The organism is Sporolactobacillus sp. BBK16-2, assembly GCF_059878335.1.
The window spans coordinates 171,183-186,124 of the sequence record NZ_CM187611.1 but is presented as its reverse complement, the minus strand read 5'-3'; the positions used below and the strand labels follow the sequence as shown (position 1 = coordinate 186,124).

Below are 14,942 nucleotides of genomic sequence, written 5' to 3'. Positions count from 1 at the left end.
ATGCTCCTGTTATCGAGCGCAGGTAATTGATACCTGATAAGGCAAATACGGGTGACCGGTTTGCAAACTGGGGTGGCACCACGACGATAAACTCGTCCCCAAGACTTGAATTGTCTTGGAGGCGAGCTTTTTTATGAAAAAACGATGTCCACTGCCCTCGATTAACCACATCAATTATTAATAGGTTAAACGGAGGTAATCGTTATGAAAATCAGCAAAAGGTTAACACTCTGGAAAAATTCATTGCTCTTGTTACTTGGCATCGGCATTTCAAACATTGGCGATTGGATCTATCTTATCGCCCTCAACTTAATCGTTCTTGATATGACCCACTCACCGCTGGCTGTCACTGTCCTTTATATACTGAAGCCGGCAGCAACTTTATTGACTAATTTCTGGTCGGGAAGCCTCATTGATCGGCTGAATAAACGTAAACTGATGATTGTGCTCGATCTGATGCGCGCGGGATTAATTATCCTTCTGCCCAGCATACCATCACTATTCTTTATGTTCCTCGTTGTCTTTGTGATTAACATGGCAAGTTCAATGTTTAACCCAGCTTCTATGACCTACATTACAAAAGTCACTCCACCGGATCAAAGAAAACAATTTAATTCTCTAAGGGGTTTAATCGAATCCGGAGGGTTCTTAATTGGTCCGGCTATTGCCGGATTACTGTTTCTAATCGGTTCTCCCATGTTCGCGATTTATATTAATGGGCTGTCCTTTATTCTATCAGCACTGGTCATCCTGTTCCTGCCTAATGTAGAAAAGCATACCCGTTTTGCCATCGCAGAGAAAATGTCTCTTCAGGTCATTAAAATGGATTGGCAGGTTGTCATTCAATTCAGCCTGAAAAATTCATTAATCATGACTGTCTATTTTTTATTCAGCTGCATGATGGTCATGGCGGCTTCTGTTGATTCACTTGAAGCAGCCTTTGCAAAAAGCGTTTTAGGTCTTTCCAATACGCGCTATGGTTTCCTTGTCAGTATTGCCGGAGCCGGCATCGCTTTCGGCGCGCTTATTACTTCACTTTTTGCCCGCAAATTTTCGATTGCGTTTTTAATTCAAATAGGTTCTCTATTCTTCTCATTGGGTTATATTCTTTATGCTGTTTCTCACTCATTTTCTTTTGCCGCAGCAGGTTTCTTTGTTCTTTCCTTTTTCATGGCTTTCGCAAATGCCGGGTTCTTAACCTTTTATCAAAAAAGCATACCAACGCAAATTATGGGGCGGGTCGGCAGCTTATATGACTTAATCGAAGCCGTCCTCGTCATCATGACAACGATCATTTTTGGCCTGACAGCAGACTATTTTTCAATAAGAGCGGTCGTAATAACGGGAACGATCATCATGTTCGTCGTTGCCCTACTACTATCCGTATTCACTCATTATTGGACGAAAAGGAGTGCCATTCAGAAAGCTCCATGAACTCAACAAATAATAATGTCTGACAAGGTAGCTCTTTTGAGTAAATTATAAATTTATGATATAATTATAGTATAAAGAGCGTTTTATACGTAATCGAAGAGCCCTCCGCAGACCAGTGCGGAGGGCTTTTGTGTTGCTGAAGGTATAAAAGTACCTTCTGTCACTTAAAATAACCAGTGAAGAAGTCTATCGAGAAGCTTTGGCAATGTCTCACGTAGCACAGGGAAGACCAGTTCCCTGAGAAAGAGCTGCCAAGCCGCTTCTCGATTTTTTGCTGACTTCTTCATCTTTCGAGAGCGTTTCATACGTAATCACCTCCTTTACGTTAATTTCACGCAAAGGAAGCGAGCTTTTTAAGTGACACTTGAATTATATCAGAATTGTCCGCAATTTATAGTCTGTATGTTGTTCATTCCTGCTGGAACAGGGGAAAGCATTAACTAATAGTTAAAAACCTCCGCTTATTTAAGCGAAGGTTTGATTTTTGCATTTCACACGATGTGGCATGAAAACACTAGCCTTGAGTTAAAGAGCAACGGAATTTATTTGTTTTTAACAAATGCCAAGTTTAACGCCAATAGTCCTAAAACAGTTGCCATGAAATATTTTTGAATCTTTTTCCATACCGGTCTCTCTCTTAACATTTGGGAAACTTGACCCGCAAAGAACACAATTAATAAGTTCACAGAAAAGCTGATAATAATCTGTGCGGTCCCGAGTACTCCGATTTGCAAAGCTAATGGACCATTTTGCGGATGCTCAAACTGCGGTAACAGAGAGATGTAAAGAACCGCTATTTTGGGATTTAATAAATTCGTCATTAATCCGTTCAAATAGAGTTTTTTCAGAGAATGATGAGGAACATTATGAGGTTCAAAGACCGACTGACTACCCGGCTTTACGGCGTTCCATGCCATCCACAGCAAGTAGATGATTCCTGCTATTTTGATGGCTGAATAAAGCAAAGGAACCGTTTTAAAGATAAAATCAAGTCCCAAAATTGTCGCGATCACATAGACAATAAACCCTGTAACAACACCCAATAAAGAAATGAAACCAGCTTTCTTGCCCTGAGTCAGAGAACAGGATACGAGATACATCATATTTGGTCCGGGTGCACATACAATTCCCAAAGCTACCAGTGAAAAACTGATTAAAGTAATCGAGTCAACCACAGTCTCATTCACCCCATCAACTATTTTTCGTCAAGTCTACCACATGAATAATAAAAAATATATTTTACGGTTAATGCGAACTTCCTCTCTTTTTTACGCGTCTCTGGTCAATAATCATGTCAATCCGATCCAGATCATGCTTGCTACTCAAAATTTCTTTTTTATTGGTTTGAATCAATTGACGATACCTTAGTTTTTTTCTCAAATCGTCATCCCCTTTTCACAGTGGTCATTAGCTTCCTTATCATCATTAATGAATAAAAAAGTTCTCTGCAGAAATGCAGAGAAGATGGTGAGCTTTATTTTAACAGAAGGATTATTATTCATACTATACCACTGTGTTTAATTATATATCAAGTGTTTTTTTCATTTTCTTATGTGATTTGATCAAAAAAACACAATAAAAACCACTCCTCGCGGTTTCGTGTATCGTAACTGCGAAAAGTGGTCCTACTGCCCTTAAACGTCCAGCCGTTTGAACGTCTAATGTTTAAAAAATCCATTTAACGAGGCTTTGCTGTCACGGAAAATCTGTTCTCTCTCTTTTCAATCCTTGCCTTGTTGTTTCTTGAACTTAAGAACCAAGCGGGAATGGCGGCGACCAGAGTACTCACAATTGACCAAACAAATGCGGCATTGTACGCTCCTGAAATATGGGTCAAGCTAGGAACAGAGCCGGACAAATGATGCTGCACAACGGTGGCAAGGATTGCCGTACCGAATGCCCCGCCGATATTTTGAAGCATCCGCGTACTGATCGTCGCCTCAGGAATCTGTCTTTTTGACAATCCCGTGTACGCATCTGCCATAATTGGAATCATCATCGCTCCTTGACCCGCCCCGCGAAAGAAAAGAGCGAGAAGCAGCAGCCATTGCGATGTGTGCTGGTCAGCAAATGCGAACGGTATTGTGGCGAGCACCGATATGAAAATACCTGACATGACGACCCATTTTGCACCTATCAGATCCGTTATTTTGCCAACTTGGGTTCTAGTTAGCAGCATACCGATGCCTTGCGGAATTAAATAAATCCCCGTCCAGACGACACTTGCTCCTCTAATATTCTGATAGTACAGCGGTAAAAGAAGCATTGCTCCATTGATCGTAATACCTGACATTAATAATAAAAGCGACGACGCCGAAAAACTGGGCAGTTTAAAAAGACTGAGACTGACAAGTGCGCGCTTTGGCCAGATCCATGCATAAAGGACATAGAGAATCAGCAGACCCGTACCGATGGAAATTGGCACCATCACCTGGCTTTCAAAAAATTTACCTGTCGTGCTGACCTTAGTAATCCCAAGAATCAATTCCGTAAACGTTCCGGCAAACAAGATCACACTAATCCAATCGAGACGTTTTCCCCGTTCTTCCGGTGTAAATTTCGGCGATTTCCAAAGCAGAAGAATAATGGAGAATAGAGCAATTGGGATATTAATATAGAAAATCCAGTGCCAGTCTAGGTGATCGATAATTAAACCACCGATTGTCGGCCCAAGTATCGGAGCAAAAACGGCCGGAAGACCTACGATCGACATTAATTTCCCAAGATTTTCACCGCCCGCTGCACGTACAATTAATGTTGAAAGAGCAGACATAATCATTCCTGCTCCCGCTCCCTGAATAATTCGACTGACGACAAGAAGCCATAAGCTCCCCGAAAAACCTGCGACTACTGAACCTAACAAAAATAAAACTAAAGCGCCTAAATACAAGGTTTTGCCGCTTATCCAGTCAATGGCCCAGCCTGCGATGGGTACCGCAATCCCAATTGCTAGTACATAAGCAGTAACCACCCACTGGACTGATGAAACCGTGGTATGAAAATCTGCAATAATTGAATTGACAGCGATATTGACCATGGTGGTATCGAGCATCGGTGCCAAGGCACCAAGTACCAAAATGAAACTGATTGCGATCACTTGATTTAAATTGCTTGTTTTGCTTATTCCATTATTCATTGTTTGTTATCCCTTCACCAATTTAAGATACGGCCGTATCTAATATAATTTATGCTATAATAAAAAATAAGAAAAAGCAAGTTTAATTTGGGAGAAAAAAATGGATCAGCAAAAGCGTAAGTCAAGACGACGTGGCACGGAACTTGAGGATGCCTTATTAACCGCTGCCTGGCAGCAGCTCCAAGAGGAAGGCTATCAAAAATTAACGATTGAGGGCATTGCTGCTGCGGCGGGAACGACCAAAACCGTTTTATATCGGAGATGGCCGAAAAAGGCACTGATCGTCGTTGCCGCCTTTAAAAAATTCGGTCCAAAAGTAGACTTTTCAACACCGGACACCGGCGATTTACGTACAGATCTTCTTACTTTGTTATCCGCTCCGGTTGCCGCCTTTTCTTCATTGGGACAGGAGACAATTCGAGGGCTGATTTCAGACCAGATTGGTGAAGCAATTGATAAGCTCTTCATGGCAGCAAATTCGAAAAACATAATTCGTCAATCTCTTGACACGATTTTAGCAAACGCCGCAGCCCGAGGAGAAATTAATCCGGACACAATCACTGATCGTATGAAAAATCTGCCGACACTGCTTTTTATTAATGAACTCCTTACCCATGGAACGTTGACAAAAACTGCGGTTACTGAGATGGTAGATACCCTCCTCATGCCCTTGTTTCAAATGAACGGGAATAGTTAAGCAACGAAACGCTTAGGAACGAACTTCATAAGCAAAGGCCGCTCTCGAACATTCAGAGGCGGCTTCATTTCTGTCTGGACCCGAATCATCCCCTTTCCTTAATGTAATGCGAGGATGATCCTGCCGATTAAACTCAATAGATCAAATACGCAAATATACGAATCTTCACCTTAATTCTCTTTGTCTACCGATTCTATGAGATAATGACTTTTCAATTGGAGATTTGCGCACATCGTTTGCTTCATTCCATTTTCTTGGTGCTGCTGCTCTATGTTTGTCACTCGTTTGAAAAAATCGTGTAAAGGGTGGTTACGATGAAACGCCGTGTATTCTTTTTGACAGCTTTAGCTCTAGTTTTCATTGCCTTCTTGATTTACTTATTTACAGCTGTCCAGCATCAGGAAACCTCTGTACCCCGTTTCACAAAACATAAATATAATGGCGAACGATTGCTGCTGTACCCTCAAGTCCACGGAATCAACAAAAAAGCTGCCGCAAGAATTAATGAAATGCTGGAAAAAGCGGCTCAAAATTCCTACAAGAGTGCTACAAATCTAAAAAGAGCCGGAAGCTTTACTAAAGAAGGCAATGCTCACTATTCCTACAACTCCGCTTATAACGTAATAAATAATAAAACGGCAAGCTGAGTATTTTATATCGCGATTATATGTATACCGGCGGCTCAAACGGCAGCCTCTATGTAACCTTATACAATTTTGATTTATCTACAGGACAACAATATGCGATTAAAGATATTCTTAAAACCTCTGCTCAGTATAAAAAAGTGAAGAACTATGCTTTTAATTATTTGAGTACGCATGAACCCTATGCCAAATCGGTTTCAAAATTAAGTGATTTTACAGTGAACAAAGATACGCAAATCTCATTGTATGATCATGGCATCTATCTCGTTTTTCAAGACGGTGAAATCAAATCCTATCCTGATGGATATCTCTTCATAAAGATTCCTGAATCCGTTTATAAATAAAAGGGCTATTTTATAGCCCTTTTTGATTTCTACGGATTATGAATATAGGCAGCCTTTTGATTGAGTTATTGAGGAGTTGATAACCCCAAAATAAATGCTCCAATGTGCTGTTGTAATTCTGAAATATTCAATTGCGCCGGTCTATTTTTGCGAGTCATAAAATAGCCGAAATTAATCCAAACAAAATTAATGGCTTGCGTTTTGACGTCTACTACTTTCGCTATTCTTCCTTTATCCTTCATTTGAGTTAAATAGTTTCCAGTCAATTCTTTGAAATAAAGTGAAATCTGTTCACTAGCTTCACGAACTTCCGGCAAATGAAGTGAATCTCTCAAACCAGTCATAACAATTGCCTCATGCTTGCTCATAAAAGTCTGGTAGTTCGTGGCTATTTGTAGAAGATCTTCTTCTAGGTTTTCTGTAAGCTTACAATAACTTTGTAAGTCTTTTAAATCCATTAGGTACTCGGTTAGCAAGGCATTTAATAAGCCGCGTTTATCTTTAAAATGCCGAAATACGGTGTTTTCACTTACTGATGAGTCTTGAGCAATTTTTTGTGTCGTTGTGGACTCATACCCGTGCTTAATGATCAGTCCGGTGAAAGCTTGTAAAATTTTTTGTCTGGTGTCTTCTTTAGTCATAAATTCTCCTTTTAAATAGTACTTAGTCATATGTTTGTATATAGTTACCGATTAAATAGTCTGCCCTTTGAACACTGACAAAGGCCTTTGGATCACAGGAAGTAACCAGCCTTTTTAAAAAGAATAACTGACTTCTTTGAGCAATAACAATGATCATGTCTGTTTCTTGCTGAGAATAAATACCGGTTCCCTTAAATAAGGTAGCACCATGTGCAAAGTTCTTCAATCGTTCTATGATTTGATGCGGATTCTTTGTAAAAACGAAGACTGTCATATTTTTTTGCTGAATATAAATATTATCCATAATAAAACTAGTAATTACCATACTAATTAAACTGTACGTTGCTCCAGCAATTCCAAAAAACAAACTGGTCGTCAGCAAAATACTGCCGTTAATCACTGTATTGATAAAGCCTATTTTTTTCTTAAAGCGCTGCTGTACGTAGCTCACGAACACATCTGTTCCGCCTGTAGAAAATCCATTGCGAAAACATAGCCCAACGCCAATTCCAATGATCGTTCCGCCAACAATAGCATTGGTAATTCGTTCAGACAAAATGGGTGTTTGTGGAATAACTTGCAAGAAAATAACATTTGAAAACACTGCAATTAATGAATACATCGTATAGTTTAACCCAAATAAGTACCAGGCTGCCAAGACCAAAGGAATATTCATGATAATGACTAGCATGCTAATACTCAAATTAATGTTTACCAATGATAATATACCGTTCAAGAGTTGAGCAATTCCAGGTATGCCAATAGAATAGACGTTGGCCGGGTTCAAAAAAAGGTTAATGCCAATAGCAGATAGCAAACCATACAAGATAGCAAAACTGAATTTACGCGTATGGATCATTGTTGCTTTCATTTACATTTTTCCTCTCTACTAAAAAAGTTGCAGCTAACTGTCCATTAGCATAGTAACCAAAATAAAAGCCCACATGATGTGGGTTTTCAAGCCATCAATTAACATTATCTTGTTTTTTATTTCAAGATAAGCTCATTCAGCTGATCCGGCGCCTGGGTCATGAATCGATAACCATTGTCAGTGATACAGACAGTGTCTGAATGACGGTATCCACCCTGTCCGTCAAAATACAAACCAGGTTCCACGGAAACAACCATATTCTTTTGTAATCGCGTATCATTACCAAATGATAGTGTCGGTTCCTCATGATTATTTAAGCCAATCCCGTGCCCGGGTCGGTGTAATAAGTGTTGAGTTAAACCTTGTTCCTCCACATAGTTATAAACTGCTTGTTCAACCTCGCTGGCTTTGACACCAGGACGAATCATGTCCAGCATAATTTTACGTGCCTGCATCATTTGATTAAAGTGCCGCTGTTCTTCGGAAGTAGGATCCTCTGTAAAGAACGTTCGCTCACATTCTGCGGCATATCCCGCTAATTTAAAAGTAGCGACATTCACATTGGGACCTTTTGAAACCTGCGCGTCCATTGCAGGAATGCTATGCGGCATATAGCTATAACTAGCCGGCCAGACACCATTGGTAATTCGATTCGTTAAACTAAAATTTTTGCTGATCACTTCACTTTGCGTTTTATGCGGCAGCATGTACAAGTCGAGCACATTGGAGCCTGTATGCACCGTAGCCAACGTTTGACAAACCACATCACTACATACTTTCGCCGTGACTTGAATTTTGTCCAGTTCATAGTCGCTTTTAATGGTTCGCAATTGTTTAATGATCTCTCCAGGAGTCCAATTTATGTCACCCGTTTGATAAGTCAGATACCACGGTACATTATCTTCTACACCGACATGATTCACGTTAACAAGATGTCGTGTCACTACTTCGAACCAGTTCTGACCCTTTTTCGCCGTGACATCAAAATAAGTATCAATCGTGTACTTAAAGTAAGGGACCTGAACATGAGATTCTTCCAATTTAGGAACAATGAATAGCGGATCCTGATTAGCAAACACAATTAAGAAAAATGGCCGTTGTTCGGGACTGTAATTAATGTTTGTCAGGTACCATATGTCTTCAGAATCTGTAATGACGTAGGCCTCCAGATTGCGTTCAACTAATTTTTCCCGACACTTCGTTAATCGATTCTGAATTTCTTGTTCTAATGTGTTCATCCAATCTTCCTTTCACTTCACATATTTTATTATGAGTAAGTACGTACTTACTTTTATTTTGATTATACGCTTTTCGTTTATTTTGTAAAGGAACTAGGCAAAATAAATGGACAAAATTAAAAAGCGGAATGTTTTCTCCGTTTTTTAGAGTGTTTAAATTAAATCTTTTCTAAAATAAGAAAAACCGGGCAAAAAACGCCCGGTCCTTAATTTCACAGGATGTGATGGCTTTCGCGTTGCATACAGGACGTATGCGTATTTAGCGAAAGCTCCTTTACACTTGCGAAAGTTCCTTTTTTTTAGTATTGGTTTGTGTCTTTACAGTGCTGAATCATCACTTCGGTTGCTCGCATCAACTGAGCGCGACCGCGGGCGCATCTCTGCTTTGATTCTCGGCCAAGACACTGGTTTATTCGTTTAAATACGGGACAAAATCTTATACTTTCTTTACGTGTGAAAAAAGGCCGCCTTTCACAATTTCATTTATTGTGAAAGGCGGCCTTAAAAACTATAACTTACCTCTATACGTTGTGCTTTAAGCTTCCAACTGGACTTGAACCAGCGACCCCTTCCTTACCATGGAAGTGCTCTACCGAACTGAGCTATGGAAGCATTGGCTCCACAGGTAGGATTCGAACCTACGACCGATCGGTTAACAGCCGATTGCTCTACCACTGAGCTACTGTGGAATACTTAAGTTAAAATGATATGTATATTATAATGTACTCTCCATTATCATGGAAGGGTTCACATAATAAAATATAATAAGAAACAGGCTGCCATCATCGATGACTTCCTGCCTCTCTCCATTGCCTGGCAGTGACCTACTCTCACAGGGGGACAGCCCCCAATTACCATCGGCACAGAAGAGCTTAACGACCGTGTTCGGGATGGGAACGGGTGTGACCTCTTCGCTATGACCGCCAGACTTCCGGCTCGCATGAGCCTTCAAAACCGGTAACGAAAGCAATCGAAACAAAACAAGTGAATCCAAGTTCTTCTGGGTTAAGCCCTCGACCGATTAGTATCTGTCCGCTGCACACCTCACGGTGCTTCCACTTCAGACCTATCAACCTCATCATCTCTAAGGGGTCTTACTGATTTAAAATCATGGGAAATCTCATCTTGAAGGGGGCTTCATGCTTAGATGCTTTCAGCACTTATCCCGTCCACACATAGCTACCCAGCGTATGCTCCTGGCGGAACAACTGGTACACCAGCGGTGTGTCCATCCCGGTCCTCTCGTACTAAGGACAGCTCTTCTCAAATTTCCTACGCCCGCGACGGATAGGGACCGAACTGTCTCACGACGTTCTGAACCCAGCTCGCGTACCGCTTTAATGGGCGAACAGCCCAACCCTTGGGACCTACTTCAGCCCCAGGATGCGATGAGCCGACATCGAGGTGCCAAACCTCCCCGTCGATGTGAACTCTTGGGGGAGATAAGCCTGTTATCCCCAGGGTAGCTTTTATCCGTTGAGCGATGGCCCTTCCATGCGGTGCCACCGGATCACTAAGCCCGACTTTCGTCCCTGCTCGACTTGTAGGTCTCGCAGTCAAGCTCCCTTGTGCCTTTACACTCTGCGAATGATTTCCAACCATTCTGAGGGAACCTTTGGGCGCCTCCGTTACCTTTTAGGAGGCGACCGCCCCAGTCAAACTGCCCGCCTGACACTGTCTCCGAACCGGATCACGGTTCAGGGTTAGAATGTCGATATCGTCAGGGCAGTATCCCACCGATGCCTCCACCGAACCTAGCGGTCCGGTTTCCAAGGCTCCTGCCTATCCTGTACAAACGATACCCACATCCAATATCAAGCTGCAGTAAAGCTCCATGGGGTCTTTCCGTCCTGTCGCGGGTAACCTGCATCTTCACAGGTACTATAATTTCACCGGGTCTCTCGTTGAGACAGTATCCAAATCGTTACACCTTTCGTGCGGGTCGGAACTTACCCGACAAGGAATTTCGCTACCTTAGGACCGTTATAGTTACGGCCGCCGTTTACTGGGGCTTCAATTCAAAGCTTCTCCCGAAGGATAACCTCTCCTTTTAACCTTCCAGCACCGGGCAGGTGTCAGCCCCTATACATCACCTTACGGTTTAGCAGAAACCTGTGTTTTTGGTAAACAGTCGCTTGGATCTTTTCACTGCGGCTCATCGGACCCGTAGGTCCGACGAGCACCCCTTCTCCCGAAGTTACGGGGTGATTTTGCCGAGTTCCTTAACGAGAGTTCTCCCGAGCGTCTTAGAATTCTCTTCTTGCCCACCTGTGTCGGTTTGGGTACGGGCACCGTTTCACTCGCTAGAGGCTTTTCTTGGCAGTGTAGGATCAGGCGCTTCGGTACTTAAGTTCCCTCCTCATCACCGTTTGGCGGATAGCAGCGGGATTTGCCTCGCTGCCGGCCTCGCGGCTTGAACGCACACTTCCATCCGTGCGCTCGCCTTACCTTCCTGCGTCCCCCCATCACTCAAACGTGAAACGCTGGTACAGGAATATCAACCTGTTGTCCATCGCCTACGCCTTTCGGCCTCGGCTTAGGCCCCGACTAACCCTGAGCGGACGAACCTTCCTCAGGAACCCTTAGGCTTTCGACGGAGAAGATTCTCACTTCTCTTTTCGTTACTCATACCGGCATTCTCACTTCCAAACGCTCCAACATGCCTCACGGCACATCTTCAATGCCCTTGGAACGCTCCCCTACCATGACCTTACGGTCATCCGCGACTTCGGTGCTGTGCTTAGCCCCGTTACATTTTCGGCGCGACGCCACTCGACCAGTGAGCTATTACGCACTCTTTAAATGGTGGCTGCTTCTGAGCCAACATCCTGGTTGTCTGGGCAACGTCACATCCTTTCCCACTTAGCACAAACTTAGGGACCTTAGTCGGCGGTCTGGGCTGTTTCCCTTTCGACGACGGATCTTATCACTCGCCGTCTGACTCCCGGACGTAAGGGCTTGGCATTCGGAGTTTGACTGAACTCGGTAATCCTGTGGGGACCCCTTATTCAATCAGTGCTCTACCTCCAAGTCTCACTCATCCGAGGCTAGCCCTAAAGCTATTTCGGGGAGAACCAGCTATCTCCGTGTTCGATTGGCATTTCACCCCTACCCACACCTCATCCCCGCATTTTTCAACATGCGTGGGTTCGGGCCTCCATTCAGTGTTACCTGAACTTCACCCTGGACATGGGTAGATCACACGGTTTCGGGTCGACAACCCTAAACTCATTCGCCCTATTCAGACTCGCTTTCGCTGCGGCTCCGCCTCTTCAGCTTAACCTTGCTTAGAATCGTCACTCGCCGGTCCATTCTACAAAAGGTACGCTGTCACCCCCCGAAGGGGGCTCCAACTACTTGTAAGCACACGGTTTCAGGATCTCTTTCACTCCCCTTCCGGGGTGCTTTTCACCTTTCCCTCACGGTACTGGTTCACTATCGGTCACTGGGGAGTATTTAGCCTTGGGAGACGGTCCTCCCGGATTCCGACGGGGTTTCTCGTGTCCCGCCGTACTCAGGATCCACTCCGGAGTGCACGTTCCGTCGGCTACAGGGCGTTTGCCTTCTTTGGCCGACCCTTCCAGGTCGTTCGCCTGAAACGTGCATTTCTGACTCCATGTGGAGTGTCCTACAACCCCAAAGAGCAAGCTCTTTGGTTTGGGCTGTTTCCCTTTCGCTCGCCACTACTCAGGAAATCGCATTTGCTTTCTCTTCCTCCGGGTACTGAGATGTTTCAGTTCCCCGGGTCTGCCTTACTCTGCCTATGGATTCAGCAGAGCATCCTATCTGTTCAAGATAGAGGGTTCCCCCATTCGGAAATCTTCGGATCAATGCTTACTTACAGCTCCCCGAAGCGTATCGGCGTTCGTTCCGTCCTTCATCGGCTCCCAGTGCCAAGGCATCCACCGTGCGCTCTTTAAAACTTAACCACTGACGATGAAAATATTGCTCCTCATCCGCCACATTCATGATTAGTTTCTTGATCGTAAGATCAATTCAATAATCTTCTTGGATGTTTCTTGACTTTCTTTCGTTGCTTTCGTTATCCAGTTTTCAAGGTTCAAGGCTGCCTTTCGGCACGCCGGTGAAGGAATGATTCCTTCAAAACCAAACAAAAGTCCAAGCGCTTCGCTATTGATCGTTTCCTTAGAAAGGAGGTGATCCAGCCGCACCTTCCGATACGGCTACCTTGTTACGACTTCACCCCAATCATTTGTCCCACCTTCGGCGGCTGAGTCCATAAAGGTTCTCGCACCGACTTCGGGTGTTACAAACTCTCGTGGTGTGACGGGCGGTGTGTACAAGGCCCGGGAACGGATTCACCGCGGCATGCTGATCCGCGATTACTAGCAATTCCGGCTTCATGCAGGCGAGTTGCAGCCTGCAATCCGAACTGGGGGTGGCTTTATGGGATTAGCTCGACCTCGCGGTTTCGCTGCCCTTTGTACCACCCATTGTAGCACGTGTGTAGCCCAGATCATAAGGGGCATGATGATTTGACGTCATCCCCACCTTCCTCCGGTTTGTCACCGGCAGTCACCTTAGAGTGCCCAACTGAATGCTGGCAACTAAGATCAAGGGTTGCGCTCGTTGCGGGACTTAACCCAACATCTCACGACACGAGCTGACGACAACCATGCACCACCTGTCACTCTGTCCCCCGAAGGGGAACGGCCTATCTCTAGACTTGTCAGAGGATGTCAAGACCTGGTAAGGTTCTTCGCGTTGCTTCGAATTAAACCACATGCTCCACTGCTTGTGCGGGCCCCCGTCAATTCCTTTGAGTTTCAACCTTGCGGTCGTACTCCCCAGGCGGAATGCTTAATGTGTTAACTTCAGCACTAAGGGTTGGACCCCCTAACACCTAGCATTCATCGTTTACGGCGTGGACTACCAGGGTATCTAATCCTGTTTGCTCCCCACGCTTTCGCGCCTCAGCGTCAGTTACAGACCAGAGAGCCGCCTTCGCCACTGGTATTCCTCCACATATCTACGCATTTCACCGCTACACGTGGAATTCTACTCTCCTCTTCTGTACTCAAGCTTCCCAGTTTCCAATGACCGTTTGCGGTTGAGCCGCAAGATTTCACATCAGACTTAAGAAGCCGCCTGCGCGCGCTTTACGCCCAATAATTCCGGACAACGCTTGCCACCTACGTATTACCGCGGCTGCTGGCACGTAGTTAGCCGTGGCTTTCTGGCCGGATACCGTCACTGCAAGAGCATTTCCTCTCCTGCACGTTCTTCTCCGGCAACAGAGCTTTACGATCCGAAAACCTTCTTCGCTCACGCGGCGTTGCTCCATCAGACTTTCGTCCATTGTGGAAGATTCCCTACTGCTGCCTCCCGTAGGAGTTTGGGCCGTGTCTCAGTCCCAATGTGGCCGATCACCCTCTCAGGTCGGCTATGCATCGCTGTCTTGGTGGGCCGTTACCCCGCCAACTAACTAATGCACCGCGGGCCCATCTGTCAGTGATGGCCGAAACCATCTTTCAGCCCTGCACCATGCGGTGCAGGGGATTATCCGGTATTAGCTGCGGTTTCCCACAGTTATCCCAGTCTGACAGGCAGGTTACCCACGTGTTACTCACCCATCCGCCGCTCACTTCCGGGAGCAAGCTCCCTTCTATGCGCTCGACTTGCATGTATTAGGCACGCCGCCAGCGTTCGTCCTGAGCCAGGATCAAACTCTCCAAAAAGTGTTACTTGATGTCGGATACGAGATCCGACCTTGCTTTTTCGTTCATAAGATCCATAGCAAAATTGAATTGATTATGGGGTTTAAAACCCTTATATCACGCTTGGCTTTTGTTCAGTTTTCAAGGAACATTCTTCATCGTCTCTATCAGACAACCTAAACAATTATATCTTCTTAACTATTCATTGTCAACCCTTTTTTAAATTTAATTTTGATCACTCGATCGCATCAAATCATTA

At 44.4% G+C, this 14,942-nt stretch carries 11 protein-coding genes, 2 tRNA genes, 3 rRNA genes and 1 other annotated feature (1 of these 17 only partly in view); of the genes, 4 read left to right on the top strand and 12 right to left on the bottom strand.

All coding sequences use genetic code 11. From position 1 onward, the window contains the following. Positions 1-103, top strand: a binding site (T-box leader) (it extends 137 nt beyond the left edge of the window). Between the two features lie 107 nt (positions 104-210). Then, positions 211-1,434: an MFS transporter gene (locus AC6F33_RS01000; protein ID WP_500778123.1), complete on the top strand. Its 1,224-nt coding sequence runs from the start codon at positions 211-213 to the stop codon at positions 1,432-1,434. A 164-nt stretch (positions 1,435-1,598) separates the two neighbouring features. On the opposite strand, the gene AC6F33_RS00995 is transcribed toward AC6F33_RS01000, so the two are convergent. The 4 genes from AC6F33_RS00995 to AC6F33_RS00980 form a co-directional block, all read right to left on the bottom strand. Next, positions 1,599-1,739 (bottom strand): hypothetical protein, encoded by a 141-nt coding sequence (locus AC6F33_RS00995; protein ID WP_480948095.1) that lies wholly within the window; start codon positions 1,737-1,739, stop codon positions 1,599-1,601. A gap of 237 nt (positions 1,740-1,976) precedes the next feature. Then, positions 1,977-2,609 (bottom strand): LysE family translocator, encoded by a 633-nt coding sequence (locus AC6F33_RS00990; RefSeq protein ID WP_255749295.1) that lies wholly within the window; start codon positions 2,607-2,609, stop codon positions 1,977-1,979. Positions 2,610-2,679: 70 nt separating this feature from the next. Then, positions 2,680-2,814, bottom strand: a complete 135-nt coding sequence (locus AC6F33_RS00985) for an FbpB family small basic protein (RefSeq protein ID WP_255749294.1) — start codon at positions 2,812-2,814, stop codon at positions 2,680-2,682. A 298-nt stretch (positions 2,815-3,112) separates the two neighbouring features. After that, the gene (locus AC6F33_RS00980) at positions 3,113-4,570 is read right to left on the bottom strand and encodes an MDR family MFS transporter (RefSeq protein WP_255749293.1); all 1,458 of its coding nucleotides are present in this window, start codon (positions 4,568-4,570) and stop codon (positions 3,113-3,115) included. Positions 4,571-4,670: 100 nt separating this feature from the next. On the opposite strand from AC6F33_RS00980, the gene AC6F33_RS00975 reads away from it, so the two are divergent. The 3 genes from AC6F33_RS00975 (at position 4,671) to AC6F33_RS00965 (ending at position 6,255) form a co-directional block, all read left to right on the top strand. Continuing rightward, positions 4,671-5,267, top strand: a complete 597-nt coding sequence (locus AC6F33_RS00975) for a TetR/AcrR family transcriptional regulator (RefSeq protein WP_480948096.1) — start codon at positions 4,671-4,673, stop codon at positions 5,265-5,267. Between the two features lie 314 nt (positions 5,268-5,581). Beyond that, positions 5,582-5,914, top strand: coding sequence for a hypothetical protein (locus tag AC6F33_RS00970; protein WP_480948097.1), 333 nt, complete (start codon positions 5,582-5,584; stop codon positions 5,912-5,914). 20 nt (positions 5,915-5,934) lie between these two features. Then, on the top strand, positions 5,935-6,255 hold the full coding sequence (locus AC6F33_RS00965; protein WP_480948098.1) for a hypothetical protein: 321 nt from the start codon (positions 5,935-5,937) through the stop codon (positions 6,253-6,255). A gap of 65 nt (positions 6,256-6,320) precedes the next feature. Here the strand turns inward: AC6F33_RS00965 and AC6F33_RS00960 are convergent, their stop codons facing one another. From AC6F33_RS00960 to AC6F33_RS00925, 8 genes are all read right to left on the bottom strand, one after another. After that, complete coding sequence (locus AC6F33_RS00960; protein ID WP_480948099.1) at positions 6,321-6,896, bottom strand: TetR/AcrR family transcriptional regulator; 576 nt, start codon at positions 6,894-6,896, stop codon at positions 6,321-6,323. Between the two features lie 22 nt (positions 6,897-6,918). After that, entirely contained in the window at positions 6,919-7,767 is an 849-nt protein-coding gene (locus tag AC6F33_RS00955) for a YitT family protein (protein WP_480948100.1), read from the bottom strand. A 116-nt stretch (positions 7,768-7,883) separates the two neighbouring features. Beyond that, positions 7,884-9,005 (bottom strand): M24 family metallopeptidase, encoded by a 1,122-nt coding sequence (locus AC6F33_RS00950; protein WP_255749288.1) that lies wholly within the window; start codon positions 9,003-9,005, stop codon positions 7,884-7,886. Positions 9,006-9,543: 538 nt separating this feature from the next. After that, positions 9,544-9,617 (bottom strand) — tRNA-Thr (locus AC6F33_RS00945). A 2-nt stretch (positions 9,618-9,619) separates the two neighbouring features. Continuing rightward, positions 9,620-9,694, bottom strand: a tRNA-Asn gene (locus AC6F33_RS00940). A gap of 122 nt (positions 9,695-9,816) precedes the next feature. Further along, positions 9,817-9,933, bottom strand: a 5S ribosomal RNA gene (gene rrf, locus AC6F33_RS00935). 73 nt (positions 9,934-10,006) lie between these two features. After that, a 23S ribosomal RNA gene (locus AC6F33_RS00930) occupies positions 10,007-12,934 on the bottom strand. Between the two features lie 221 nt (positions 12,935-13,155). Then, positions 13,156-14,704 (bottom strand): 16S ribosomal RNA (locus AC6F33_RS00925). The 16S, 23S and 5S rRNA genes sit together here with 2 tRNA genes alongside, the layout of an rRNA operon. Positions 14,705-14,942: the final 238 nt, after the last annotated feature.

Excerpts from the sequence above, each read along its gene's own strand:
- AC6F33_RS00950 (WP_255749288.1), bottom strand. The coding sequence starts at position 9,005 with ATGAACACATTAGAACAAGAAATTCAGAATCGATTAACGAAGTGTCGG.
- AC6F33_RS00970 (WP_480948097.1), top strand. The coding sequence starts at position 5,582 with ATGAAACGCCGTGTATTCTTTTTGACAGCTTTAGCTCTAGTTTTCATT.
- AC6F33_RS00980 (WP_255749293.1), bottom strand. The coding sequence starts at position 4,570 with ATGAATAATGGAATAAGCAAAACAAGCAATTTAAATCAAGTGATCGCA.
- AC6F33_RS00965 (WP_480948098.1), top strand. The coding sequence starts at position 5,935 with ATGTATACCGGCGGCTCAAACGGCAGCCTCTATGTAACCTTATACAAT.
- AC6F33_RS00995 (WP_480948095.1), bottom strand. The coding sequence starts at position 1,739 with ATGAAACGCTCTCGAAAGATGAAGAAGTCAGCAAAAAATCGAGAAGCG.
- AC6F33_RS00960 (WP_480948099.1), bottom strand. The coding sequence starts at position 6,896 with ATGACTAAAGAAGACACCAGACAAAAAATTTTACAAGCTTTCACCGGA.
- AC6F33_RS00975 (WP_480948096.1), top strand. The coding sequence starts at position 4,671 with ATGGATCAGCAAAAGCGTAAGTCAAGACGACGTGGCACGGAACTTGAG.
- AC6F33_RS00955 (WP_480948100.1), bottom strand. The coding sequence starts at position 7,767 with ATGAAAGCAACAATGATCCATACGCGTAAATTCAGTTTTGCTATCTTG.